The following is a 24,817-nucleotide window of genomic DNA, read 5'->3' as shown; positions in this document are numbered from 1 at the left end:
ATGTATAAATTAATGATTGTTGATGATTCTAATATCATTCGAAACCGCATTCAGCGCGCTTATGATTCAGGCAAGTTCACTTTAGTTGCGACAGCGACCAGTGGGGTGATGGCACTAGAAAAATTCAATATTCACCGTCCTGATGTTGTGACTATGGATTTAACCATGCCACAAATGGACGGTTTAGAGTGTATCGAAAAAATTATCGCTCAAGATCCTAATGTACGTATCTTGGTAGTTTCGGCATTATCGGATAAAGCCACAGGCATTGAAGCTTTGTCGCTGGGCGCAAGTGGCTTTTTGTGTAAGCCTTTTTCTGAAGAAGAATTGGTAGAAGCTCTCGATGAGCTGATGGAAGACTGACACCCGAACCATAAGCTATAGAGGCGATTATGAAAGAACAGAAACTTCAGGTTTTTTTAGATATTATCACTGGTTATTTTCAGCAGTTTGGTGGCGAAGAACTGTTGGTAGACACCCCATACCTGCTAGAAAATGAGCAGCCAAAAGTCCATGACTATACAGGACTAATCGGTATTTCAGGCGTGCAAAAGGGTGTGGTTTACTTTTCATCTACCACGAAATTACTAGACCGCATTTTAGACAGCATGGGTGAGTCAGACAAAAGTGAAAGTAATTTGGTAGATTTGGCAGGTGAAGTAGCCAATACCATTGCGGGTAATGCGCGTACGGAGTTTGGTTCGACATTCCATATCTCTGTACCGTTTGTATTTAAAGGTTCACCACAGAGCATCATTCTGCCCAAAAATGAACGCTCATTTATCATTCCTGTGACTTGGAAGTCTGAAGTTGGGGAAATTGTGGTGTGTTTGCAAGACTAAATGACGCGTGTGTTGCGTCGGGACGATAAGATATTATGGTTAAAGTAGAAAAGTTAGGGGTTTTTTTAAGCTCAATCAGTGCTTTTTTTTCGCAGATTGACGACAGCCCCGTTGCACTCGATACGCCCTATCTCAACAGCAATAAATCTGCTGTTGGTTATGATTATAGCGGTGTCATTCGTATCTCAGGACCGCTTGAAGGTTGTGTGTATGTGAGTGCGCCCAGTATCATGCTGCGTGAGATTATCAATGTCATGCAAGAGCCTGACTCTTCTTTGACAATGATGAAAGACTTACTCGGTGAGATGGCTAATACTATCTCAGGTAATGCGCGTACTGAATTTGGCCCTGATTTTGTTATTTCACCACCCAGTATCGTCGATGGTGCGCCAGTGGTTCATCTGAACAAAGAGAACAACGGTTATATCACGCCCTTTAGCTGGCGTGGCCACAGTGCCGTCATTGGTATTTGTATCAACTAGTCCTGTTTTATTTTAAAAAGCAGTAATAGCAAATAAAAAACAGCGTCTCGGCGCTGTTTTTTTATGCTCAGATCAAGTGTAAAAGAGCTAGAGGTTAAGAGCGATAATGTGATAAAATACGCCGCAACTTTGCATGCTTGTTCCCATCTTTCAGTCTTGTACTGCTCGATAAGATAAGTATCAAAGTATTCTTTATTTTTAATCAACCAATGACACACACATCACGGCAAAAAACTGCTGGGTGTCTGCTGATTTGATTAATTTGCCCCTTGATGGCGCAGATGCGTATCAGCAGATAGGCTGTTTTTGTGGTGTGGAGGCATAACCCAACACAAAGGACATATTCCATGGCGAATCAAAACCCAACTCAAGTATCTATGCGCGACCTACTACAAGCAGGCGCTCACTTTGGTCACCAAACACGTTTTTGGAACCCAAAAATGGGCCCATACATCTTTGGTGCGCGTAACAAGATCCATATCATCAACCTAGAGCACACCGTTAAAGCCTTCAATGAAGCGCTAAACTACGTAAATAACCTAGCCAGCAAGAAAAACAAAATCTTGTTCGTTGGTACTAAGCGCGCAGCAAGCGGCATCATCCGTGAGCAAGCAGCACGTGCTGGTATGCCATACGTTGACCATCGCTGGTTGGGCGGTATGTTGACCAACTGGAAGACCCTACGCCAGTCAATCAACCGCCTAAAAGAGCTAGAAAAGCAAGCTGAAGACGGTACTTTTGCTAAGCTGACTAAGCGTGAAGCGCTAGAGCGTACTCGTGATATGGAAAAACTTGAGCGTTCACTAGGTGGTATCAAAGACATGGGTGGCCTACCTGACGCTATCTTCGTTGTTGACGTTGACCACGAAGCCATCGCTATCAAAGAAGCCAAAAACCTAGGTATTCCAGTTATCGGTATCGTTGATACCAACTCAAACCCAGATAACGTTGATTACATCATCCCAGCAAACGACGACGCTATCCGCGCCGTAACTTTGTACGTAACTGCTGTTGCTGATGCGATCATCGCAGGTAAAGAGTACGCACAAACTCAAGCCGCTGGCAACAACGCCGCTGCTGAGCAAGAAGAAGCTGCTGACACTACTGAAGAAGCACAAGCTGACCAGTAATCCTATCAAGGGAGACGTTTTCTGACGTCGTCACCTTAAGTCAGTCAGATACGTAATGGACAGGCATGATGTAGGCTAACTCGTCATGCCTTGTTCTTATTAGGCCGTTACAAGATTTAAGGTATCGGTCACACGTATGTCACTGACGTTTGCTACCATAACACCCAATTATTTTTTTATAACAATACTGAGGTAACTCTTATGGCACAAGTAACCGCCAAAATGGTAAAAGAATTGCGTGACCGTACTGGTCTTGGCATGATGGAATGTAAAAAAGCGTTAGAAGAGTCAAATGGTGATGTTGAAGTAGCCATCGACAACCTACGTAAATCAGGTCAAGCAAAAGCAGCCAAAAAAGCAGGTAACATCGCAGCTGACGGCGCTATCATTATCGCGCAAAATGGCAATAAAGCATTGCTACTAGAAGTAAACTGCCAAACTGACTTTGTTGCAAAAGACGACAACTTCACAGCATTTGCTGAAAAAGTGGCGAACATTGCTCTAGAAAACAACACTACTGACGTAAATGAAATTGCTCAGTTGGCATACAGCGACAGTCAAACTGTTGAAGAAGCGCGTGTATCTTTAGTACAAAAAATCGGTGAAAACATCCAAGTTCGCCGCGCTGAAACTATCGAAGGCGACAACCTAGCGTCATACCGTCATGGTATTCGTATTGGTGTTGTGGTTTCTTACGAAGGCGGCACTGAAGCAACTGGCAAAAACCTAGCAATGCACATCGCTGCATTTAACCCAGTTGCTGTAAACGATGAAGATGTGTCTGCAGACGTACTTGCACGTGAAAAAGACATCATCGAAGCCAAAGCAAAAGAATCTGGCAAGCCTGACAACATCGTTGAGAAAATGATCGAAGGTGGCTTGCGTAAGTACCTAGACGAAGTGACTTTACTGCGTCAGCCATACGTCATGGACAACGAAAAGAAAGTTGGCGATGTACTAAAAGCTGAAGGCGTAAAAGTTCTTGGCTTTAAACGTCTAGAAGTTGGTGAAGGCATCGAGAAGAAGCAAGAAGATTTCGCTGCTGAAGTTGCTGCTGCCCAAGCATCAGCTGCTAAATAAGCGTGATACTGCTTAAACAAAACATTGCTTAAGCAAAAACCCGCCATAATTTATGGCGGGTTTTTTTATGGTTGGTATTTAGCGTTGGTCTAAAGCCTGTTACTGATTGGGTATATTCTTACAACCTTAACGCAAAGCAGCATACGCTTGATTGGCGTTGGCATTCACATTGGCATAACCAATACTGGCGCTATTGCTGCTCGTGCCATAGCTGACATTGCGCATAGAGCCATTTACCGTACTGTTATTACTGGCATTCATTGTACCGCCATACAGCCCTGCATCATTTTTATACAGCGTATGATAGCGGCTCATCACGTTTTTGACATAGTTGCGCGTCTCAGTAAAGGGTGGTATACCGCCGTACTTATCGACATTGCCTTCGCCAGCATTATAACCTGCTACTGCATGTTCAACATTGCCATTAAAGCGGCGCATCAGCCATGCGATATACTTGGCCGAGCCCTCGATATTTTCCGCAGGATTCCATGGATTGTTGACTGAAAAGCGCCGAGCAGTGGCTGGCATCAGCTGCATTAACCCTTGTGCGCCCACAGGGGAGCGGGCGCTGGGATTAAATGCTGATTCGGTATGCATCATCGCTTTCATGAGTGCAGGGTCAACGCCATGACGCGCTGCAGATGCGCGAATATAGCTGTCATAGGCATTGCGGTTGCCACTGCTGCTCGCGGCTGCATTACCGTAGCTGTTACTGCCATAATTATTGCTATAGCTACCAGCGCTGCTGTTGCCTTTATAATAGGTGGTTTTGACGTGCTTGGTATATTTTTGAAAATTCTGACCGCTTGGCTTGACATTGGTCAATAGCGCTTGCCCATTTTTATCCTTATAAATCGACATTTTGACACCGCTATTGGCATGAGCGGTAAGAGTAAAAGCGCTTAAGATAAATAGAGTAGACAGCGAAAGGACGGAAACACGAGGTAGAGCAGCATTTATCATAGTGGTACCACTTGTGGTCATACGGTCGCAGATGACACAGACGAGTTACAGCCTATGGGCAGCGGTAATGATTGGCTGTGTTAATCGATAAGTTAACGATCAACAAAGTTACCCAGCAGGCAGCGAAAGTGTGTGCAATAGATACAAAATATAATAATTACTTACTATAGCATAAAAAATATGACCGCTACATGATATTGCGCATAAAGCAGATACAACGCGAAAATATTTTGTAAACCTGTAAATTTTATTACAATATCAAAAGGTTAGGTTTTTAAGCGGTCAATAAATGATAAGAGAGATGACTGCTATTTAAGAGTTTGCGTCTTTAAGCTTATAAAAATGGGCAGACATTTTGTTTAATAAAATTTCTCTGATGATGCTAAAAATTTATCTATTTTTAAAGAATCCACTAAGGCGCAGGTAACGCCAGCATACTCATAAATATGGGTAGCCAAATGGCAGTCAATAGGCCATTGACCGCCAGTCCAAATGCAGCATAACGGCCAGCGGCGGTACTGATTTGCCATGCTTCAACGGTACCAAAAGCATGTGCTGCTAAGCCTAGCGCTAAACCTTTGGCGCGGTCGTCGTCAATATTGGCAAATAAGAACTTACTGAGCATGCCGCCAAGCAACCCTGAAACAATAATAATTAAGTTTGCTAGTGCTAAGGGCGCGTGTATCAGACTTGCGACACTCAGACCAATAGGTGTCGTTACAGAACGAGTAGCAAACGCTAAGATAGTATCTAGCGGTAGCGTAAACAGATATGCCAAGCCCATAGGCAGTAATGCGCCAGCAGCACTTGCTGTAGCGACAATCATACACAGGCGCTTTACAGGCAAGCCCTTAAAGTTCATTGCGGCAAGCGGTACAGCAAGCAGCACCGTCACATAGCCCAGTAGACGGTCAAAAATAGGCTTTGCTGCGGTATAGTATTCCTGATAATCCCATTTAACCAACCATAGCAATAACAATACCAAAGCAAGGGCAGTAATGACGGTAGGAAACACAGGGAACCTGCGCGATATCATACGTGAGCCAATGTGCGCAGCTAAGGTCAATACAAAAGCAGCGATTACAGCCATTATCATTAGGATTGTCCTTGTTTTGTAGTCGTGGACTGCGCGCTTGGGGTATCTTTTAAGGCGCGCTTTGCTAAATGCACCAAGCCCCAAAGTGGAATAAGGGTGCTGATGACAATGGTCGCAAGCACGCCCCACAGCTCATCTCCCATCGCAAATAAAATAAGACCTGCGCCTGCGGAGATAGGCAAGAAAGCAAAACCACTGTCCACAAGTAGTGTGTTGCTCGCACTGGTCAACCAACTGGGCAAACCGCGCCACACACGCCAAAATATCAATAGGATAAACATCACAACCAGACCGACGATATTGGCGGCTTTATCCATGCCCAGCGCTGCACAGACCAGTACTGCCAATTCGCGCACGATAATGACCATGGCAAGTGTTATAACAATACCCATCCAGCGCGGTAGGGTAGAAGTAGCGGGCGAGCGCATAAACAGTCCTTGCGGATAAGAAAGAGGAGCAAATATACCTGCGGATGCATTAGGACATAAAAGCGCGCACAGGAATAGTCATAAAAAGGTATGCAAGATTATAACGCTGTGTATACCAATCATAAACCCCAGTTGAACAATCAGCGGTGGTGATGTGATTTTTGTCATGGCAGCAATCTAAGGTAACTGAATGTTTTTATTGATATTATTAAACAATCAATGCCTATGGTAATTTTTTAAAAAATAGCACGTATAAAAAAACGCGCCTCTTATGACAAGCGGCGCGTTTTAGTAACGCTCATTGATACGTTAACGGACATTAAAGATTAAGAATCTAGCGATGCCTCGTCAAAGGTATCATCGTCCATAGGCGCATCATATGCATCAGTGACGTCGGCGCTTTTGTTTTGCTCAAATTCTTCTAGCTTTGGCATCAGTAGCGTGGCTTGCGCAGGTGGCAACACGTCACTTGGTGACAGACGTGCTTGCCCAAGCAGCTGCTTGAGTTTGTCACTTTGTAGACGCACGGTCAGACGCTCATGCCCTGTGTCGTCAAAGCTTTCTTCTTCGATGACGTTTAGCTCATACAGCGCATTTTTAAGCTGCCCTGCATCGTATGGCAAAGTCAGCTCAAAAGTCGTCAGCGTCCCTGTGAGGAGCTGCTGCACCGCAAGCGATAAGCCTTCGATACCGAGGTTTTCACGCGATGAGATATACACACGATTGGGCGTATCTTTGTCCGCATAGCCCACATGCGGCGGCTCGCCTGTCACATCGATTTTGTTGTACACGTTTAATACAGGTACGTCGTTATTAATCTCTGCCAGTACTGCCTTAACCGCGTTGATTTGCTCATGCATGTCTTCACTTGAGGCGTCGATGACGTGGAGTAGCAAGTCCGCCTCTAGCGTTTCTTCTAGCGTCGCATGGAACGACTCGACCAATTCGTGCGGCAAATGACGCACAAAACCAACGGTATCTACGAGTACCACACGGCCAACGCCTTGCCAATCCAAACGGCGCAAAGTTGGGTCTAGAGTCGCGAACAGTTGGTCAGCGGCATAGATGTTTTCATCGACCAAACGGTTAAACAAGGTTGATTTGCCCGCATTGGTATAGCCCACTAAAGAAATGGTCGGCACGTCTGACTTTTGGCGTTTCGCACGACCTTGTGCGCGGGTTTGCTTGACCTTATCGAGCTTGGTTTTGAGCTGATTGACCCGCGTTTGTAGCAAGCGGCGGTCGGTCTCAAGCTGCGTCTCACCAGGACCACGCAGACCGATACCGCCTTTTTGGCGCTCCAAATGCGTCCAACCGCGTACCAGACGCGTGGATAGGTGATTGAGCTGCGCCAGCTCGACCTGAAGCTTACCTTCGTAGGTACGCGCACGCTGGGCAAAAATATCCAAAATTAAGCCCGTACGGTCAAGCACGCGGCATTTGGCAATCGATTCGATATTACGCTCTTGCGAAGGGGACAAGCTGTGGTTAAAAATCACAATATCCGCGTTGTGCAAGCGCACCAGCTCGGCGATTTCTTCTGCCTTGCCTGAGCCGACAAAGTATTTGGCATCAGGCTTGAGACGTGAGCCTGTGACCAGTGCCAAACGTTGCGCACCTGCTGAATCGACCAGCAACTCAAACTCGCCCAAGTCGTCTGGGTCTTGCAACTGGCGAATATCCAAATGTACCAAAATGGCACGTTCGCCGCCTTCATATCTGTCAAAATATTCCAAAAATAGTCACCTATGTCATGTTATTAAAAAATGAGAATGTAAAAATCGTTGATGGAAGCAGAGGGGTATAAAAATCATAATAATATTAGGGCGTGTTGACCATTCGACCATGGCACTGACAGCGACTATTTTTTAGGCGATTCGAGGTTAAAAATAATAAGTTTAGTCATTCTAAGCGTTTATTTTTAACGATGAAGCGGCAACAAAGAGTCCTGTCCCTGCGGGCTGATGCTAAAATTGCCCCATACTGCGTTACAAATCTCGCTAAGGCATCTGCATTATCGTCGCTTTGTGCCTTGTCTGGAACAATTTTAGCAATCAGCAGTGCCTATTTGCGAATGTTCAACACGCCCTAGCCTTTATGTCGCTCTCATGCATCAATAACCGCGCGTAAGGTTTAATCAATCGCACCATTACGGTCAAAGGTTGGCAGCGTTAGGCCTGCAGGCTTATGCATCCAAATGTACACGGCTTTGCCTGCAAGGTTTTCATCAGGGACAAAACCCCAAAAGCGACTGTCCGCACTGCGGTCACGGTTGTCACCCATCATAAAGTAATGCCCTTCAGGCACAGTAACTTGCCACTGCTTGCCTTCTGAGCTGACCACATCAGGTGACTGCGACTGTAAAAATGGCCCATATTGCGAGCTGTTCATACCTGTAATATAGCGTACCAAGTGCTGATGTTCACCTTGAGTTTCTTGCAGATATTGAGCACCCATCTCTTCAGATTCGCCCATCTCTTTGGCTTGCTTGGCATCTAGCATTTGACCTGGAGCGACCTCACCTGCGCCATACAGCTGCGCGGTCAGCTCAGGATTGGCATCAAAGTCCGCCACTTTAGTAGGGACAGGCTCGCCATTGATAGAAATCTGACCATTATCAAAACTGACCGTATCGCCCGGCAAACCAATCAAGCGCTTGATGTAATAGATGTTGGGGTTTTCAGGATAGCGAAAGACCACCACATCGCCGCGCTCAGGGCTGCCAGTATCTAATATCTTATTATAAGTCAATGGCAGACGCACGCCATAGGCGTATTTGTTCACGGCAATAAAGTCACCCGTGTATAGCGTCGGTACCATCGATGAGGATGGAATATTAAACGGCTCAAGTAAAAATGAGCGCACCACAAGCACCACAGCAAGGACAGGGAAAAAGTCATAAGCCCAGCGGACAAAGACATTTTCTTGACCCCGTCCGCGTGTCTTACGCTGCTTGAGCGCAAATTTTTCCACCAGCCAAATGACGCCCAATACCAAGGTTAAGGGCACCAAAATCAAGTTAAAATCAAAATCCATACTCAGCTACCTATCTGCGCATATCGCACTGCGGCTTGTTTGCAAATGAGAAAATCAGCTATCCACCTTGAGTACCGCAAGGAAGGCCTCTTGTGGAATCTCCACGCTGCCCACTTGCTTCATGCGCTTTTTACCTTCTTTTTGCTTAGACAGTAGCTTTTTCTTACGTGACACGTCACCACCATAACATTTTGCCAAGACGTCTTTACGCATGGCTTTAACGGTACTGCGGCCAATGATTTGACTGCCAATCGCCGCTTGAATCGCCACATCAAACATCTGACGCGGAATCAGCTCTTTCATCTTAGTAACCAGCTGATTGCCACGATAGCGCGCTTGCTCTTGGTGACAAATCATCGCTAAGGCATCGACTTTTTCGCCATTAATCAGCACGTCTACTTTGACGAGCTTATCGTCTTGATAGCGCTCAAAGTTATAATCCAATGATGCAAAACCGCGTGATACTGATTTCAAGCGGTCAAAGAAATCCATGACGACCTCGCCCATCGGGATATCAAAAATCAGCTGTACTTGTTTGCCCATAAAACGCATGTCCACTTGAACGCCGCGGCGCTCAATACACAGTGTCATGACATTGCCCAAATAATCTTGAGGCACCAGAATATGACAGCGCGCAATCGGCTCACGGAATTCTTGGATATTGTTTGGCTCAGGCAACTTTGATGGATTATCGATATAGAGGATATCGCCGTTTTTCTTTTCAATCTCGTAGATGACCGATGGCGCGGTGGTGATTAAGTCCAAGTCATATTCGCGCTCTAGACGCTCTTGGATAATCTCCATGTGCAGCATACCAAGGAAGCCACAGCGGAAACCGAAGCCTAGGGCATCTGAGGTGTCTGGCTCAAAGAACAGCGCCGCATCGTTGATTTGTAGCTTTTGCAGGGCTTCACGGAACTTTTCAAAGTCGCTTGAATCTACAGGGAACATGCCCGCATACACCTGCGGCGTGACTTGTTTAAAGCCTGGAATACGCTCAACATCTGGGGTCTTGGCATGGGTGATGGTATCACCGACTGGCGCGCCAGCAATGTCTTTAATACCCGCAATAATAAAGCCCACTTCGCCTGCTTCAAGGACGCCTGTATCTAGCGGCTTTGGGGTAAACACACCGATAGCGCTAACAGGATGTGCCTCTTTGGTGGATTTGATATAAATCTTGTCGCCTTGCTTGACCGTACCTTCACGCACGCGCACCAGCGAGACCACACCCAAATAGTTGTCAAACCATGAGTCGATAATCAAGGCCTGTAACGGTGCATCACGATCCCCTACTGGCGCAGGGATATAGTCGACGAGCGCTTCGAGCAAATGATCGACGCCCAACCCTGACTTGGCCGATACACGTGGGGCGTCAACGGCTTCAATACCGATGATGTCTTCAATCTCTTGAATCACACGCTCAGGCTCAACTTGTGGCAAATCGATTTTGTTAAGCACCGCCATGACTTCAAGACCTTGGTCAACAGCGGTATAGCAGTTGGCCACCGACTGTGCCTCGACGCCTTGCGCCGCATCGACGACCAAAAGCGCGCCTTCACAGGCAGCCAGTGAGCGCGAGACCTCATAAGAGAAATCCACGTGACCTGGGGTGTCAATGAAGTTAAGCTGATAGCGCTCACCATTAGGGTGGTCGTAATACAGCGTCACCGACTGTGCCTTGATGGTGATACCACGCTCGCGCTCGATATCCATCGAATCAAGTACCTGCGCTTGCATCTCGCGGTCTTGCAGCGCACCACACATCTGAATAAAACGGTCAGCCAAGGTCGACTTGCCGTGGTCAATATGAGCAATGATAGAAAAGTTACGAATATTAGCTAGTGCAGTCACAAAGCGCCTACGAAATCATGGTGATTAAAAAATCATCGTGGAAAATAATAAAATATGGGTCGTGTCGTACGAAGAAAATGCCTGTTTGGCACTTGGCTGCCAGCCAAAGACCGTGCGTCTGTTGTGCGCTGGCAGTGATATACACGTGACCGTATTCTACCAGCTTTCGGCTATAAAGTAAGGCGATTTTATTTTAGCTGTGTATCTACATGCTATAGATAAGACAAACGGCGGCGCGCGCCAAGCAAAAACAAACAGGCAAAAAAAAACCAATCACAGCGGATTGGTTCTTTTCGCACGTAACGTGCAGTATATGGTGGCGATGGAGAGACTTGAACTCTCGACCTCACGATTATGAGTCGTGCGCTCTAACCAGCTGAGCTACATCGCCATTTGAGGCTCAGTATTATGCCCAAGCAGTGACCTATCGTCAACCCCCGAGCCATACTTTTTTTAACCTTTTTGCGCTTTTTTTGGCTTTTTTTAAAAAACTGTCATCTGTAGTATAGGGTCACGCCCTAAAAACCACTGAACAGCAAAAAAAATCTTGGTAAACCGATAAGCCGGGTTCTGTCGTGGACAATCATTCATCTAGGCGTATCGTTGCCAATACGCTCAAGCAACCTACCCGCATCGAACGCGGGCCGCGCCATGCCGATGCCTATTTGGTCTTGCTACGCGTGGAGTTTACCCTGCCGTGAACTGTTACCAGCCACGCGGTGCGCTCTTACCGCACCCTTTCACCCTTACCGATGATGCCAAAAGGCAATCATAGGCGGTCTGCTCTCTGCTGCACTGGTCGTCGGGTTGCCCCGCCCAGCCGTTAGCTGGCACGCTGCCCTATGTAGCCCGGACTTTCCTCCCCCACCTGTATGTTGCCAGCAGGTAGCGGCGATTGCCTAGTCTACCAAGCGCGCTAGTATAGCAAACCGTATCGGCTGTGTGAACTGTCTTTTTTGGCTTATTTGTCCTCCCAGTCGGCTGTCAGCGTCGCCACAAAATCTGTGGGCAAATCGGGCAACATCGCATCAGCCGATTGCAAACTGTTGGGAACGGGCGGCCTGATAGCCATACCCAACCAATAGGTCTCAGGATAATGTTTGCGGATATAGTTACGCATATAATGAATGCTGCTATTGGCAATTTGCTTATCGTCATCGTGAATGTGATTATAAATCACGCTATGCACGGTCAAACCGCGCTGGCGGATGGCTTCAAGGCTGAGCAATGTGTGATTAATACTGCCAAGCCGTCCCGTCGTCACCAGTACAATCGGGTAGCCTTGCTCAGCGATGTAATCTAAGCTCAGCAATTCATTGGTCACTGGCACCAACAAGCCACCTGCCCCTTCGAGCAGCACCATATCAAATTCAGACAACAAATCGCGGGTCGCGTCTGTCACCACCTTCAAATCTGGCGTTTGTCCTGAGAGCGCGGCTGCCAAATGTGGTGACGCAGGCTTGATATAGCGATACGGACAGGTGGTGTGGTTTAAATCGCACAGCTGGAGCGGCATGCCCATCAGCTCGCGATGGATAATAATGTCATCCGAGATGGCGTGTTGCGGCACGCCTGTCTGTATAAGCTTTTGGGTAATGACCTTGACGCCTTGATTTTGCAAGGCGCGCGCGAGCATCCCTGTGACGTAGGTTTTACCGATTTCGGTATCAATGCCTGAAACGAATAAAACGCGCATAAACTTCCTTAGGTCAAATTAATAGGGCAATAAGAGTAACGATAATAAGTGGTGGTCAGAATAAGGCAGTACAAACGCGGTCAAACCTGCCGCTGTCTGTCGTTTGGTATCAAACCTTTGTTATCAAAAAGGTCTGTATAGTCAAAAAGGTCTATATAGAAAGTCATGCCGCAGCAGACAAATAGCGACGCACCACGGACAAGAGCGCCGTGCATAACGTTGTCAGCTCATCGTCACTAATGATGTAAGGTGGCATGATGTACACAAGCCGTCCAAAGGGACGTACCCAAATACCCGCCTCAAGCAGCAAGGTCTGAAACGTCGGCATATCAACCGCGTCTATCAATTCAATCACGGCGACCGCGCCCAAGCAGCGCACTTCTTTTACGCCTACCAAGTCTTGAGCAGGCGCAAGCATATCAGTCATTAACTGCTGCATGTGGGCGGTGCGGGCTTCAATGTCGTATGAGACAATCAAGTCCACTGACGCACACGCCACCGCGCACGCCAAGGGATTGCCCATAAAGGTCGGACCATGCATCAACGCAGGATAGTCGCTTTGACCAATCGTATCCGCCACGTGCCGCGTGCATAGGGTCGCAGCAAAGCTCATATAGCCGCCCGTCAGCGCTTTGCCAATGGTCATAATGTCAGGACAGATATCGGCATGCTCACAGGCAAACAGCTTGCCACTACGCCCAAAGCCTGTGGCAATCTCATCAGCAATCAGGAGCACGCCGTAGTCATCACACAGTTGGCGCACAAGCTGTAAATACTCAGGGCTATAAAAGCGCATCCCGCCAGCGCCCTGAATAATCGGCTCAATAATAAACGCCGCCAACTCCTTACCTTGCGCGGCAAAAAACGCCGTGACCTGCTCACGCTCCGCCGTCTTTAAAGGGCGCGAAAACCCCAGCGGTGGCGCGTCAATAAAGTGCTGCATCGGCAACTGACGACCATATAAGCTGTGCATGCCCGTCACAGGGTCGCACACACTCATCGCGTGCCACGTATCGCCATAATAGCCTGAGCGCGTGGAGGCAAATTGTTTTTTGTGCTCGTAACCCGCGGCAATTTGATATTGCAATGCCATTTTCAGCGCTACCTCGACAGCGATGCTGCCACTGTCAGCATAAAAAATCGCTTCAAGCCCAGCGGGAACAATGTCCAGTAACTTTTTGCCCAAATCAATCGCAGGTTGATGCGTGAGTCCGCCAAACATCACATGCGCCATCTTATCGAGCTGGGCACGTATCGCAGCATTAAGGGCAGGATGATTATAGCCATGCACGCTCGCCCACCACGACGACATACCATCAATCAGGAGCGTGCCATTTTGGGTAAAAATATACACCCCTTCGGCGCGGTCAATAACCAAATTGGGATACGTCGGCGGCAAACTGGCATACGGATGCCATAAATGCTGTTGGTCAAAATCGCTGGTATTGCTGGGGTGCTCAGAGGGGAGTAAAGACATATGGTTTATATCAGGCGCGCTTGTTTTTGCTACAGACAAATAACAGGCAACGCTTTATAAAGGATAAAGAAGAAAAGCAGACGACGGTATTATCAACAACTCGCTCTTTTAGCGACTTAATAAAGAACGTTTAAAAACGCCCTACTGCCCCGTCAAACGCTTGTATTTTGCCAATAAATCGCTTTCGCTCTCAACGTGGTTGGGGTCTTTGGGGATACAATCGACAGGACAAATCACCACGCATTGCGGCTCATCAAAATGCCCGACGCATTCGGTGCACAAATCAGGATTGATGACATAAATGTCTTCGCCTTCTGAAATGGCTTCGTTGGGGCACGCAGGCTCACAGACATCACAGTTGATGCATTCATCAGTAATCAATAATGCCATGACAGCTCCTTAGAATAACAGGCTAACCCAGCTTTTGGGTAAAAGCACGCGACACACACGGCGGTACAAACTTATTCACATCACCGCCCAATTTGGCAATTTCGCGAATCATGGTCGAGGAGATAAACGAATAATTTTGCGACGGCGTCAAAAATACTGCTTCAAAGTTGTCGTCCAGCTCGCGATTCATGTTGGCAAGTTGAAACTCATATTCAAAATCAGACATCGCTCGTAGACCGCGCAGCACCGCCGTGGCATTTTTTTCGCGCATAAAATCAACGAGCAAGCCATCAAAACCGACAACGGAAACTTGCGGTAAGTGCGCAAATACGGTCTCAACCAGTGCCACACGTTCTTCAAAATCAAACAATGGCTTTTTGTGATGACCAAGCGCGACCGCAATCACCACCTCATCGAACAGCTTGACAGCGCGCGTGACCAAGTCCACATGACCATTGGTAATGGGGTCAAAGGTGCCAGGATACAAAACTTTGGTGTGCTGAGGGGTCGGTGTGGTCATAGGCGGCTATCGGTCGGTGGCTGGAGAATGCAAAATAGTACCGTGTATGCTAGCAAATTTTAGGCACTTTTAATACTCATGCGCTACATTTGTGCCCCTTATCGTCATACACAACGGGCGCAGGCTTTGTTACAATGCGGGTTCGACTTATTCACGTCTGTCCCTTGGCTTATAAAGGGTGTGCGTGAACTAAGGATAAGCAATAATGAGGACACCATGTCAAAAAAAGCCAAAAAACCAGACAATCAAATCTGCGCCAATAAAAAGGCGCGGCACGAATACTTTATTGAAGAGACCTTTGAAGCGGGTATTTCCTTGCAAGGCTGGGAAGTCAAAGCCATCCGCGCAGGCAAAATGAGCATCACCGAAGCCTACATCATCTTGCGTGATGGCGAGGCGTTTTTGTTCGGCTCGCACATTCAGCCGCTACTCTCAAGCTCGACGCACATCAGCCCTGATAACATTCGCACGCGCAAACTGCTGCTTAACCGCCGCGAGATTGACACCTTATACGGTGCGGTCAACCAAAAAGGCTATGCCTGCGTGCCGCTGTCATGCTACTGGAAGCGCTCATTGGTCAAATGCCAAATCGCGCTTGCCAAAGGTAAAAAACTGCACGACAAACGCAAAACCACCAAAGACCGTGACTGGGAACGTGACAAAGAGCGCGGCTTTAAGCAGCATATGGATTAATCGGGTACTCGTGCTACCCGCCTTATCCAAAAGCCAAACGGTAATGCGTTTGGCTTTTTTATTTGTTAAAAGTCTGCCTTACTTTTCATGAAATAAAACACTGGCGCAAATGAACACAAACCCGCTAATATACCAACGAAAGTTTGTCTTTTATTGCTCTCTTTGATTATGAATGGAAATCGTTATGTCTCAATTCTTCAAGCGCCCAACCTACAAGACCCTACTCGCTACAGGCACAATAGCAGCCATGCTTGCCAGCTCGGGCTGTGCTACCAGCAGCGTGCTCAATGATGGCTCATCATACAGTTCAACGGAAAAAGTCACGCTGTCTACCGACCAAATCGTCGCCTTTGGTAAACCTGCTGAAGCACTTCCGCGCACACCCAACGCATCGATGGTCATCATCGGTGAGAAGAAAAGCTATGTGCTGACCGAAGGCGGTAACGAAATGATTAACCTGCTGAGCAACCTTGACCCCAGATACATCACGGTCAAAAACGCCATGGAATTTGAAGTGCCCAACAATGATGGCTACTTTACAGGCATGATGAGTTTTTCTTATGCCAAGCTCAAAGAAGAGTTTAATAAGCGCGATTATCAATACTTTTTACAACATGGCGGCGAAGACTGCACCAGCAGCAGCGATACCCGTATTAATGCGCAGCGTTTTTGTTTTCATGTGCCTGTACGCGGCGCCATCTACCCTGCGGTCAGTAACCTAAACGTCATCCGTGCCAATTACCGCCCGCTCAGCAAACCTTACTCCGTATCGTTTTATAACTACCAAAAAACAACCAACAATCGCGGCAAGAACGCCGCAGACAAGCTAATTTTATTGCCTTTTGCGTTGGCCTTTGATGTGGTCACCCTGCCGCTACAAATTCTTGAAAAAGCCGCAGATTAAGACGTCTTTGTTAGCCAAAAGTGACAAACACAAAAAAAGCCGTCCCCACGTTATTACGTGAGGACGGCTCTTTTCATATACATCACTAAAGTTTAAACAGGCAATGCCTTTTTGGCATCGCGCGGACGACGTAGCTGCCGCGCCCCGTGCACGAGCAAACACACAATCCCAAGCCAAATCAAGCCATAGCTATAAAGCATTGCCGTTTCTAGCGGATTGCCGAGCACCGTCACCGCAAGTACAAACAAAATCGCGGGCTCCACATAACTGAGCATGCCATACATGTTTAAAGGCAACAGCTGGCTGGCATCAATGTTGGTCTTCATCGCCAAGACACTAATCACACCAAGCCCCGCAAGCAGCAGAATCGTTAGCCCTGAGCCGCCAACAACCGCAAGACTGCTGCTGTCAATCCACCACAAATACGCAAGGATAAATGGCAAGGCAACAGTCAAATCAAACAGCAACCCCGTCACTGCGCTGATGCCCTGCACGCGGCGCACGACAAAATATATCGGATAAGTGCTACACACCCACAAGGTCGCCCAAGACACGCTGTGCGTGCGCCAAATCTCTGCGCTCACGCCCAAAACCGCTAAACCAACCGCGAGCCACTGCAACGGGCTTAAACGCTCCTTAAACACCACGCAGCCTGAAAGCACCATCGTCAATGGCAATAAAAAGTAACCCATCGCGGTTTGGATACTCTGACCATTGACAGGCGCCCACATAAACAGCCAAAACTGACTCAGAAAAATCGGCGTGGGCAGCAGCAATAAAGCCCAAGCGCGCCATGTACGCAAACCGCGCACAATCGCCACATGCTCGCCCAAACGACCACTGACCATGAGTACCAAAACCAGCGCCGTCCACATTGCAACGATACGCCATAAAAACACCTGCGTGCCTGATAACGGCGCTAAAAAATTGCTGTATAAATACAGCACGCCAAACAGCACGCTAGAAAACAGCAGCAGCGCGATACCTGACATCATCACGCGCTCGCTTGCTGAACGGCTGTGCCAATAAGTGCCCAAGCCAAAAGTTGGAAATCTTGATTTTGAAGTCAAAGTAGATAGCATCGCAGACCCCATATGTCATTATTGTGATAAGAGTTGATATGCGGCACAGTGTAACGACTATCGGTGATAACGCTTCTCTAATTTTACATTTTTATGGTTATATTTTTCTAATTGTCGTTAATTTAACAACTTTTTTATCATTTTAAAAAAATTCATGAAATTTCTGTTCATTTATACGTTATTTTGGGCACAATATAGACATTATTTTTTAAAATCAATGCAGTAAGATTAAATGATGTTTTTCGCAGCATCGAAAGACGCAGTCACAGCAAGCAAGAAAAATATCGTTTAATCTCGCGTGTTTATCAGGAGATGTTTTTCTGTTGGCATTTGACGGCAATTATTTTTTATAACGCAAGATAGGAGGAACCATGCAGCACGAGCTCGACGCCATCGACAAGGCCATTTTGAACTTATTACAAGACGATGCGACCTTGCCTCTAAAACGCGTCGCCGAGGCGGTGCATGTGTCTACCGCGACCGCGCAACGCCGTATCCAAGCGCTGACCGACACGGGCGTGATTACCAAACAAGTCGCTATCGTCAATCCCAACAAGGTCGGCTATGGTCTGACCGCTGTGGTGATGATAGAGATGCAGCGCTCTAGTCGCGTGATGCAGCAGCGTTTTGAACGCTTGATGACGCGCCAGCCTGAGGTGATGAGCTGCTATGAAATTTCAGGCGATGTGGATTTTTTATTGGTGGTCAATGCCAAAAATATGAGCGACTATCACCGCTTTACCCGCAGCGTGCTGACCGATGAAAACAACGTGCGCCACTTTAAAAGTCAGTTTGTGATGAACTTTACCAAAAGTGGAACCAAGATTGCGCTGGATTAAAAGCCGTGCTGGATTAACAGTAAAGCAGCGCGCTATTTATCGACATTTTTTCTTAGACTATCAATAACTTATCCGTTGATAATTTCGCAGTTATTTGGGCAGTTTTACACAACCTGAGCGTGATTCATGATAAGATGAGCCGTTTTTTTAAACGGTGCGCCGTCATCGTTTTACGCCACTTCAGCCAATCAGCCAAAGGGTCGCCCATGTCTGCCGATACCATCGCCCGCACCGCCTTTAAACAAGGCACCAAGCCACTTTATGACTACGACAAACATTGGGCAAGCTGCTACGAGCCTGCGCCCTATCTGCCGATGAGCCGTGCGGAGATGGACGCGCTCGGCTGGGACGCGTGCGATGTGATTATCGTGACGGGTGATGCCTATGTCGACCATCCAAGCTTTGGCATGGCGATTATCGGGCGTTTGCTTGAGGCGCAGGGCTTTCGCGTGGGCATCATCGCGCAGCCTGATTGGACGAGCAAAGACGCGTTTATGGAACTGGGCAAGCCTGTATACGCGTATGGCGTGACGGCGGGCAACATGGACAGCATGATTAACCGCTATACCGCCGACCGCAAAATCCGCAGCGACGACGCCTACTCGCCTGGTAATGTGGCGAACAAGCGCCCTGACCGCGCTGCCATCGTCTACAGCCAGCGCTGCCGCGAAGCCTACCCCGATGTGCCGATTATTCTAGGCGGTATCGAGGGCAGCTTGCGCCGTATCGCGCATTACGACTACTGGTCGGACAAGGTGCGCCGCAGTGTGCTGTTGGATTCGCGCGCCGATGTCTTATTGTATGGCAATGCCGAACGCGCCATCGTCGATGTGGTGCATGGACTGTCAAAGGGCTATAGCTTTGAGCAAATGAGCAAACTGCGCGGTGCAGCCTACTTACTGACGCCTTCACGCCGTCACTGGCAAGCAGACATGACCGAAATCGCCAGTAATGACGTTGATACCGTCGGGCGCGTCGACCCGATTATCAACCCATATGTCATGACCGAAGACGTCGACAGCTGCAAGATTGAACAAGAAAAGCCGAGCGACTCACCTGTCGGTCAAGCCATGCCGTCATCAATGGCCTCGCAGTATCAAGGCTTCGTCGCTGAGCCTGTCGCCAATAAAATCATCAACGCCGAGCAAGTCGATACCGATACCCAAGTGGTGCAGCTGCGCGGCTTTGATAACACATTAGATAGTGCGTTTAACAAGCCAAAAACCGCACGCAAGCACAAACTAAAGCTGCCGCCACGCGAGCAGACGGTGATTCGCCTGCCCGATTATGAGCACGTCAAATCTGACCCAGTCCTCTACGCGCACGCCAGCCGTATCCTACATATGGAAACCAACCCCGGTAACGCCCGCGCGCTCGTGCAGCGTCACAGCATGGGCGGCAACGCGCAGACCGCGATTGATGTCTGGCTGAACCCGCCACCTGTGCCGCTCTCGACCGAAGAGATGGATTATATCTTTGATTTGCCATACGCTCGCCTGCCGCACCCAAGCTATGGCAATGCGCGTATCCCTGCCTTTGATATGATTAAATTTTCGGTCAATATCATGCGCGGCTGTTTTGGCGGCTGTACCTTTTGCTCCATCACTGAGCACGAAGGGCGCATTATTCAAAACCGCTCAGAAGAATCTATCTTGCGCGAAGTCGAAGCCATCCGCGATACCGCGCCGAACTTTACGGGCGTCATCTCTGACCTTGGTGGTCCAACAGCGAATATGTACCGCCTAAGCTGTAAAGATGAAAGCATTGAGAAAAACTGCCGTAAGCCCTCGTGCGTGTACCCAACGGTGTGCGAAAACCTACTCACCGACCACAGCAACCTAACCCAGCTGTACCGCAAAGCGCGGGACATCAAGGGCGTAAAAAAAATCCTTATCGCCTCAGGTCTGCGCTATGACTTGGCGGTTAAAGACCCTGAATACGTCAAAGAGCTGGTCACGCACCACGTCGGCGGCTATCTAAAAATCGCGCCTGAACACTCCGAAGACAACGTATTGTCAAAAATGATGAAACCTGGCATGGGCAGTTATGACGAGTTTAAAGCCATGTTTGAGCGCTTTAGTGCCGAGGCGGGCAAAGAGCAGTACCTCATCCCTTACTTTATCGCCGCGCACCCTGGCACCACCGATGAAGACATGATGAACCTTGCGCTGTGGCTCAAACGCAATGGCTTCCGCGCGGACCAGGTACAGGCGTTTTACCCAAGTCCGATGGCAACCGCGACCACTATGTATCACACGCACAAAGACCCGCTGCACAAAATCAACCGCGAGCAAGGCGATGTGACCATCGTCAAATCGGGCAAACAACGTAAATTGCACAAGGCGTTCCTACGTTATCACGACCCCAAAAACTGGGCGCTACTGCGTGATGCGCTAAAAGCCATGGGGCGCAGTGACTTGATTGGCAAGAGCCGCGCTTGTCTTATTCCGCCGTTTAACGCAAGCCTTGAGGGTCGTGACGCAGGGCAAGACAGCTATCAATCGGCGCGTAAAAAGAACAGCCGTCTGGGTAACGACTCGGTGAAACGCCGCGGCAAGCAAGACGGTAATGGCAGCCAAACCAACAAGCAAAAAGCTTCAGGCAAGCCGCCTGCGCGTAAACGCGTACAAAAGGGCAACTTCCAAACCCAGCACACAGGATTGCCGCCACGCAAACAAAAATAGCGCGCCCGCAGCTACCTGCCGCGTGCGCACTTTCTATACGCACGCGGCGATTGGTCTGCTACACTAAGGCTCTGTTTTTTGACGATATATACTGATTGGAGCACCTCATGACCCTATCAAAATCACTAGCCCTTATTCCTGCCATCGCTTTGTTGAGCGCCTGTGCGACCACATTACCAAAAGCCCCTGTCAGTGACGGCGCAAGTCAAACGCCAAGTGCTGCCTATGACCGCATGGCATCACCGCGCTATCAGTGCACCGATGATGCCGTGATTACTGCCAAGCAATCAATTAATAAACAACAAGTCATGATCACCGCAACCGTGCCAAACATTGGCTGGAAGGATCAGCGTATCATCATGAATGGCAGCGTCCAAGGCGACACCGCAAGCTATATCAATGATGCGCAAGACAACATTATCTACGCTTGGCACATGAAGCCAGGTGCAGGCCTCCTCGCTATGAAATGGAACAATGGTAAGAGCTACCACATCACCTGTGAGCGCATATAAACTGCCCGCTTGCCAACACCTCTAATAAGGAAATCGTGCCCCATGCGTCTGCCTCACCTTGCCAGTATCACGGCGCTTAGCGCGCTGCTTCTCATTGCTTGCACGCCCAATAATGAAACGAGTGGCGCGGACAATGCGAGTACAGACACAGCAACTGAGGCAGCGGATACGCAAAACGCAAACAGCGCGGACGACGCACAAAGCAGTGCACAAGGCGCTATCGACTGGACAGAGCTGGACACAGGCGTTACCAAAGTCGCGCCTAGTGACTACGACTACTCCTTTGCGCCCGACAGCCAACCTGTGCGCGCCTATATGGACTACTTTGGGGTAGATACCGCCACCGCACAATACAACCTAACCGTCAGCATGGCGAGCAATGAAGCGCTGTCCAAACTGCTCGACCAGCTGGGCACCAACTATGTGTCGCACGAAATCATTGACGGTAATGACTTAAAACTGGTCGTCCACACCACCGACGCCGTCCCCGCCGCCACGTATGACTATGTGATTGCGGGCGACTTTGGCAAAGGCTTGGTGCTGCCGATTGAGATTGTCCCTGATGGGGTGAAAGACACGTCCGCCACTGATGAGATGAGTGCAGCGCACGCGGGGTCGTAACTTATCGCGTTGCGCTGTCGTCCCGCTATACGCCAAAGGCAACGCGGTATAAAGAAGGGCTTACGCTAAAATAAGACCGTCACATTTTGCGCAACCATCACCACGCCACTGACGACCATCAAGATAATGAGCAGCACTCGAAACTGTTTGACGCTCATACCTGCCAAAAAGCGCTTACCAATGATATTGCCCACCACCGCACCCAGCCCAAGCGCCAAGCCATAAATCCAAAGCTGAAGGCTAAGCACGCCAAAAAAAGCATAACTGCCAATCTGCGCAAGCCCCACAAAAAAAGAATTGGCGGTCTTAGTGGCGACGAGGTCTTCTTTTTTGAGTCCGGCATTCATATAAAAAGGGTTGAGCACAGGACCCAAACCACCGACCAGCGTACTGATAAATGCGGTGATAAAACCTAAAGACACAAAGCCCAGTTTTGGCATAGCAAACGACTTGTCTACTTTGCCAAAGCGATACTGAAAGACCGTGGATATCAAAAACACACCCACCAACAGCTGAATCCAGCCGCCCTCAAGTCGGCTAAATAACAATGCCGCTAGCCACGCGCCAATAATCGCGCTGGGGACGTAATACTTGATCAGTGACCAGTCGATATCGTGCCAAAACAGATAAAGGCGTGAGGGACGGCTAATAAAAGTCCCCAAGTTAATCACAGGCGGCGCGGCGGACGTACCAATCAGCGCCGAGGTAACAGGAATCAATAGCAATGCGCCGCCACCTCCTGAAATGGTCGAGACAACAAACGCAATCACCCCTGCCACAAACAGCCCGACCAGATGCCAAACAGGAATGGCTTGTATCATCTCAAACATCGTGACACCCCCGTATTAGCAAGAAAGAAAAAGTTTTAAGTGTTAATTTTAGTGGCTCGTAGGTAAGCGGAAAGGGTTATTTGAGAGTTCGATTTTGACATCAGTATCGCACAGCAGTTTTGCTAAGTAAGTCTGATATTGTGTTGCGGCTGGTGCGATATAAATTTTGTCCAAATTTGCTTTTACCTCTGGCTCGTACTCTACGTATAGAAACTTGCCGAAATCCATTTGTACTCTTTCGTCTTTCAATGATGTGATATACACCATACGGCATTCCTGCTCTTCTTGAAATGCTGAATGCTTGATGAGATATTTTAGAGGTAGAATTATCATGTCTAGCAAGCTGTCTATCTCATTTATATCCTCTTCACTTACATTTTTTAAGGATTTCTTGCTTGCTATAGCAGCACGATAAATCTCTTTTAGCTCTTTAAATGCTTTTTTAAACTCCTCTGTTTTCTCTGTTATATATTTTTTATACTCATTCCACTCAGCTTCAGCTTTAGCAGTACTACTTCCTTCCAAATTTTCACGACCAAACTCACGGAAAAATGTCAGGCGATTTCTTTGAGCTAAATGGATATAGTCAGAAGTAGGATCAATATACACACATCTCATCACTGATTGTTTTTCTATTCTCTTAGTTGAACTATCACCTTTTTCTTCATCTGAATCATCATTTACATTTTTTATCGTTCTATCAATAGATATATTAGTCATACTAGACTGGCTATCAGTCTCTTTAAAGAACTCCTTATTAAATACCAAACTTACGCCAGAGGCTTCTTTGTTATCTTCTTTTCCATACAGCCTAAACTGATTTAAACTGTCATGGTTGAAAGTGAAACAGCTAATAAACGCATGTAATTTTTCATCAAAATCAGGTTTGTAGAAAGAGCTTTCTTTCACATCTTCAAGATAATTTTTGAGTAATTTACCTTCGCTAGGGTCATTAACATTATTAATAGTATTTAGACGGAAAGCGCTTGCTTTGTCTTTATTTTCTTCTTTAAAAAGTAACTTGTTCGTGGTGTACGTACCTGTATAATGTGCTAATTTTCTTTCAGGAGCTTGCTCGTCTTCTGATAAAGGAAGAAAATCTAGTCTTAAAATATCTATGATTTCCTCTACCTTCCTTATCAGAGATTCGCTCAACTCTCCTATTCTTTTAGTCTCCATCTTAATTGTTAATTCACATACTCTTTCATAGCAAGTCGCTTGATATGAATATGAACCCCCAATCAAACTAAACAACTTCTTAGAATTTCTACAATCTCCATTTTCAAGACACTCTTTAGCAATTTTAAAAGCATTATTGAAAAAAACATCAAATGACCATTTACCTTCTTCTAAAACCCTTATAAACAACAGGCAATTTTCATCATAATTTTTTTTAAGAATACTCTGTGTTAAGGCTATAAAAGATATTGCTAAGTAATAATTGTTTCCATCTGCTTCTTTCACATTACGTAAATAAAATATACCATTATCAAGTTTATCATGACCAAACTCATATGGTTCCAATATATATCTGAATATATCGATTTGAGCATTTGCATAGGCTTTATTTCCATCCTTTTCACGCGTTACTTGCAGTAACTTCTCAAGTTCTTTACGCGTTGCTTCATCCAAACCATCAAATAAATTATCTTCCATAA

Annotated in this window: 24 protein-coding genes, 1 tRNA gene and 1 other RNA gene; 11 read left to right on the top strand and 15 right to left on the bottom strand. The window is 47.5% G+C overall.

The genetic code is table 11. The features are described 5' to 3' along the window. From JIE71_RS03805 to tsf, 5 genes are all read left to right on the top strand, one after another. Entirely contained in the window at positions 1 to 363 is a 363-nt protein-coding gene (locus JIE71_RS03805) for a response regulator (RefSeq protein ID WP_199507402.1), read from the top strand. Between the two features lie 29 nt (positions 364 to 392). After that, positions 393 to 842, top strand: coding sequence for a chemotaxis protein CheX (locus JIE71_RS03800; protein WP_199507401.1), 450 nt, complete (start codon positions 393 to 395; stop codon positions 840 to 842). A 35-nt stretch (positions 843 to 877) separates the two neighbouring features. Continuing rightward, on the top strand, positions 878 to 1,324 hold the full coding sequence (locus JIE71_RS03795; RefSeq protein ID WP_199507400.1) for a chemotaxis protein CheX: 447 nt from the start codon (positions 878 to 880) through the stop codon (positions 1,322 to 1,324). A 347-nt stretch (positions 1,325 to 1,671) separates the two neighbouring features. After that, on the top strand, positions 1,672 to 2,454 hold the full coding sequence (gene rpsB, locus JIE71_RS03790) for a 30S ribosomal protein S2 (protein ID WP_199507399.1): 783 nt from the start codon (positions 1,672 to 1,674) through the stop codon (positions 2,452 to 2,454). A 201-nt stretch (positions 2,455 to 2,655) separates the two neighbouring features. Then, the gene (gene tsf, locus JIE71_RS03785) at positions 2,656 to 3,534 is read left to right on the top strand and encodes a translation elongation factor Ts (RefSeq protein ID WP_199507398.1); all 879 of its coding nucleotides are present in this window, start codon (positions 2,656 to 2,658) and stop codon (positions 3,532 to 3,534) included. 126 nt (positions 3,535 to 3,660) lie between these two features. Here the strand turns inward: tsf and JIE71_RS03780 are convergent, their stop codons facing one another. From JIE71_RS03780 to coaD, 12 genes are all read right to left on the bottom strand, one after another. Continuing rightward, the gene (locus tag JIE71_RS03780) at positions 3,661 to 4,395 is read right to left on the bottom strand and encodes a lytic transglycosylase domain-containing protein (protein WP_416232005.1); all 735 of its coding nucleotides are present in this window, start codon (positions 4,393 to 4,395) and stop codon (positions 3,661 to 3,663) included. Positions 4,396 to 4,909: 514 nt separating this feature from the next. After that, positions 4,910 to 5,593 (bottom strand): LrgB family protein, encoded by a 684-nt coding sequence (locus tag JIE71_RS03775; RefSeq protein WP_199507396.1) that lies wholly within the window; start codon positions 5,591 to 5,593, stop codon positions 4,910 to 4,912. Further along, positions 5,593 to 6,021, bottom strand: a complete 429-nt coding sequence (locus tag JIE71_RS03770) for a CidA/LrgA family protein (RefSeq protein ID WP_228284527.1) — start codon at positions 6,019 to 6,021, stop codon at positions 5,593 to 5,595. Before JIE71_RS03770 ends, JIE71_RS03775 begins: the two co-directional genes overlap by 1 nt. 326 nt (positions 6,022 to 6,347) lie before the next feature. Next, positions 6,348 to 7,757, bottom strand: coding sequence for a ribosome rescue GTPase HflX (gene hflX / locus JIE71_RS03765; RefSeq protein WP_199507395.1), 1,410 nt, complete (start codon positions 7,755 to 7,757; stop codon positions 6,348 to 6,350). 397 nt (positions 7,758 to 8,154) lie between these two features. Beyond that, the gene (gene lepB / locus JIE71_RS03760; protein ID WP_199507394.1) at positions 8,155 to 9,057 is read right to left on the bottom strand and encodes a signal peptidase I; all 903 of its coding nucleotides are present in this window, start codon (positions 9,055 to 9,057) and stop codon (positions 8,155 to 8,157) included. Between the two features lie 54 nt (positions 9,058 to 9,111). Next, positions 9,112 to 10,911, bottom strand: a complete 1,800-nt coding sequence (gene lepA / locus JIE71_RS03755; protein ID WP_199507393.1) for a translation elongation factor 4 — start codon at positions 10,909 to 10,911, stop codon at positions 9,112 to 9,114. Between the two features lie 314 nt (positions 10,912 to 11,225). Beyond that, positions 11,226 to 11,302, bottom strand: a tRNA-Met gene (locus tag JIE71_RS03750). Positions 11,303 to 11,454: 152 nt separating this feature from the next. Next, an RNA gene (gene rnpB, locus JIE71_RS03745) (RNase P RNA component class A) lies at positions 11,455 to 11,822 on the bottom strand. A gap of 50 nt (positions 11,823 to 11,872) precedes the next feature. Next, positions 11,873 to 12,607 carry a dethiobiotin synthase gene (gene bioD, locus JIE71_RS03740; protein WP_199507392.1) on the bottom strand — a complete coding sequence of 245 codons (735 nt, stop codon included), beginning with the start codon at positions 12,605 to 12,607 and terminating at the stop codon, positions 11,873 to 11,875. A gap of 163 nt (positions 12,608 to 12,770) precedes the next feature. Continuing rightward, positions 12,771 to 14,084 carry an adenosylmethionine--8-amino-7-oxononanoate transaminase gene (bioA, locus tag JIE71_RS03735; RefSeq protein ID WP_199507391.1) on the bottom strand — a complete coding sequence of 438 codons (1,314 nt, stop codon included), beginning with the start codon at positions 14,082 to 14,084 and terminating at the stop codon, positions 12,771 to 12,773. Between the two features lie 141 nt (positions 14,085 to 14,225). Next, positions 14,226 to 14,474 (bottom strand): YfhL family 4Fe-4S dicluster ferredoxin, encoded by a 249-nt coding sequence (locus JIE71_RS03730; RefSeq protein ID WP_199507390.1) that lies wholly within the window; start codon positions 14,472 to 14,474, stop codon positions 14,226 to 14,228. A 22-nt stretch (positions 14,475 to 14,496) separates the two neighbouring features. Beyond that, on the bottom strand, positions 14,497 to 14,994 hold the full coding sequence (coaD, locus tag JIE71_RS03725; protein WP_199507389.1) for a pantetheine-phosphate adenylyltransferase: 498 nt from the start codon (positions 14,992 to 14,994) through the stop codon (positions 14,497 to 14,499). A 216-nt stretch (positions 14,995 to 15,210) separates the two neighbouring features. Here coaD and smpB point away from each other — a divergent pair, with 216 nt between their 5' ends. Next, on the top strand, positions 15,211 to 15,687 hold the full coding sequence (gene smpB / locus JIE71_RS03720) for an SsrA-binding protein SmpB (RefSeq protein WP_199507388.1): 477 nt from the start codon (positions 15,211 to 15,213) through the stop codon (positions 15,685 to 15,687). Between the two features lie 184 nt (positions 15,688 to 15,871). Continuing rightward, on the top strand, positions 15,872 to 16,591 hold the full coding sequence (locus JIE71_RS03715) for a hypothetical protein (RefSeq protein WP_199507387.1): 720 nt from the start codon (positions 15,872 to 15,874) through the stop codon (positions 16,589 to 16,591). Between the two features lie 92 nt (positions 16,592 to 16,683). On the opposite strand, the gene rarD is transcribed toward JIE71_RS03715, so the two are convergent. Next, positions 16,684 to 17,673 (bottom strand): EamA family transporter RarD, encoded by a 990-nt coding sequence (gene rarD / locus JIE71_RS03710; RefSeq protein ID WP_228284526.1) that lies wholly within the window; start codon positions 17,671 to 17,673, stop codon positions 16,684 to 16,686. 371 nt (positions 17,674 to 18,044) lie between these two features. On the opposite strand from rarD, the gene JIE71_RS03705 reads away from it, so the two are divergent. The 4 genes from JIE71_RS03705 (at position 18,045) to JIE71_RS03690 (ending at position 22,329) form a co-directional block, all read left to right on the top strand. Continuing rightward, positions 18,045 to 18,512: an Lrp/AsnC family transcriptional regulator gene (locus JIE71_RS03705; protein ID WP_199507385.1), complete on the top strand. Its 468-nt coding sequence runs from the start codon at positions 18,045 to 18,047 to the stop codon at positions 18,510 to 18,512. Positions 18,513 to 18,718: 206 nt separating this feature from the next. Next, entirely contained in the window at positions 18,719 to 21,196 is a 2,478-nt protein-coding gene (locus JIE71_RS03700) for a YgiQ family radical SAM protein (protein ID WP_199507384.1), read from the top strand. A 107-nt stretch (positions 21,197 to 21,303) separates the two neighbouring features. Next, on the top strand, positions 21,304 to 21,708 hold the full coding sequence (locus JIE71_RS03695) for a hypothetical protein (protein ID WP_199507383.1): 405 nt from the start codon (positions 21,304 to 21,306) through the stop codon (positions 21,706 to 21,708). Between the two features lie 42 nt (positions 21,709 to 21,750). Next, on the top strand, positions 21,751 to 22,329 hold the full coding sequence (locus JIE71_RS03690; RefSeq protein ID WP_228284525.1) for a hypothetical protein: 579 nt from the start codon (positions 21,751 to 21,753) through the stop codon (positions 22,327 to 22,329). A gap of 65 nt (positions 22,330 to 22,394) precedes the next feature. Here the strand turns inward: JIE71_RS03690 and JIE71_RS03685 are convergent, their stop codons facing one another. Together JIE71_RS03685 and JIE71_RS03680 are read right to left on the bottom strand one after the other, a co-directional pair. Further along, positions 22,395 to 23,159, bottom strand: a complete 765-nt coding sequence (locus tag JIE71_RS03685; RefSeq protein ID WP_199507382.1) for a sulfite exporter TauE/SafE family protein — start codon at positions 23,157 to 23,159, stop codon at positions 22,395 to 22,397. A gap of 48 nt (positions 23,160 to 23,207) precedes the next feature. Beyond that, complete coding sequence (locus tag JIE71_RS03680) at positions 23,208 to 24,815, bottom strand: hypothetical protein (protein ID WP_199507381.1); 1,608 nt, start codon at positions 24,813 to 24,815, stop codon at positions 23,208 to 23,210. Positions 24,816 to 24,817: the final 2 nt, after the last annotated feature.

The organism is Psychrobacter sp. bablab_jr014, from assembly GCF_016464015.1.
Taxonomy (GTDB): domain Bacteria; phylum Pseudomonadota; class Gammaproteobacteria; order Pseudomonadales; family Moraxellaceae; genus Psychrobacter.
Note: the sequence above shows the minus strand (reverse complement) of the source record. Positions and strands in the feature narration are given on the sequence as shown.

What these genes read in the sequence shown, in the direction of transcription:
- rarD (WP_228284526.1), bottom strand. Translation starts at nt 17,673, where the DNA reads ATGCTATCTACTTTGACTTCAAAATCAAGATTTCCAACTTTTGGCTTG.
- JIE71_RS03805 (WP_199507402.1), top strand. Translation starts at nt 1, where the DNA reads ATGTATAAATTAATGATTGTTGATGATTCTAATATCATTCGAAACCGC.
- tsf (WP_199507398.1), top strand. Translation starts at nt 2,656, where the DNA reads ATGGCACAAGTAACCGCCAAAATGGTAAAAGAATTGCGTGACCGTACT.
- JIE71_RS03770 (WP_228284527.1), bottom strand. Translation starts at nt 6,021, where the DNA reads ATGCGCTCGCCCGCTACTTCTACCCTACCGCGCTGGATGGGTATTGTT.
- lepB (WP_199507394.1), bottom strand. Translation starts at nt 9,057, where the DNA reads ATGGATTTTGATTTTAACTTGATTTTGGTGCCCTTAACCTTGGTATTG.
- JIE71_RS03680 (WP_199507381.1), bottom strand. Translation starts at nt 24,815, where the DNA reads ATGGAAGATAATTTATTTGATGGTTTGGATGAAGCAACGCGTAAAGAA.
- JIE71_RS03700 (WP_199507384.1), top strand. Translation starts at nt 18,719, where the DNA reads ATGTCTGCCGATACCATCGCCCGCACCGCCTTTAAACAAGGCACCAAG.
- JIE71_RS03780 (WP_416232005.1), bottom strand. Translation starts at nt 4,395, where the DNA reads ATGTCGATTTATAAGGATAAAAATGGGCAAGCGCTATTGACCAATGTC.
- JIE71_RS03795 (WP_199507400.1), top strand. Translation starts at nt 878, where the DNA reads ATGGTTAAAGTAGAAAAGTTAGGGGTTTTTTTAAGCTCAATCAGTGCT.
- JIE71_RS03690 (WP_228284525.1), top strand. Translation starts at nt 21,751, where the DNA reads ATGCGTCTGCCTCACCTTGCCAGTATCACGGCGCTTAGCGCGCTGCTT.
- rpsB (WP_199507399.1), top strand. Translation starts at nt 1,672, where the DNA reads ATGGCGAATCAAAACCCAACTCAAGTATCTATGCGCGACCTACTACAA.
- JIE71_RS03685 (WP_199507382.1), bottom strand. Translation starts at nt 23,159, where the DNA reads ATGTTTGAGATGATACAAGCCATTCCTGTTTGGCATCTGGTCGGGCTG.
- smpB (WP_199507388.1), top strand. Translation starts at nt 15,211, where the DNA reads ATGTCAAAAAAAGCCAAAAAACCAGACAATCAAATCTGCGCCAATAAA.
- JIE71_RS03800 (WP_199507401.1), top strand. Translation starts at nt 393, where the DNA reads ATGAAAGAACAGAAACTTCAGGTTTTTTTAGATATTATCACTGGTTAT.
- JIE71_RS03715 (WP_199507387.1), top strand. Translation starts at nt 15,872, where the DNA reads ATGTCTCAATTCTTCAAGCGCCCAACCTACAAGACCCTACTCGCTACA.
- bioA (WP_199507391.1), bottom strand. Translation starts at nt 14,084, where the DNA reads ATGTCTTTACTCCCCTCTGAGCACCCCAGCAATACCAGCGATTTTGAC.
- coaD (WP_199507389.1), bottom strand. Translation starts at nt 14,994, where the DNA reads ATGACCACACCGACCCCTCAGCACACCAAAGTTTTGTATCCTGGCACC.
- JIE71_RS03775 (WP_199507396.1), bottom strand. Translation starts at nt 5,593, where the DNA reads ATGATAATGGCTGTAATCGCTGCTTTTGTATTGACCTTAGCTGCGCAC.
- JIE71_RS03705 (WP_199507385.1), top strand. Translation starts at nt 18,045, where the DNA reads ATGCAGCACGAGCTCGACGCCATCGACAAGGCCATTTTGAACTTATTA.
- JIE71_RS03695 (WP_199507383.1), top strand. Translation starts at nt 21,304, where the DNA reads ATGACCCTATCAAAATCACTAGCCCTTATTCCTGCCATCGCTTTGTTG.
- bioD (WP_199507392.1), bottom strand. Translation starts at nt 12,607, where the DNA reads ATGCGCGTTTTATTCGTTTCAGGCATTGATACCGAAATCGGTAAAACC.
- JIE71_RS03730 (WP_199507390.1), bottom strand. Translation starts at nt 14,474, where the DNA reads ATGGCATTATTGATTACTGATGAATGCATCAACTGTGATGTCTGTGAG.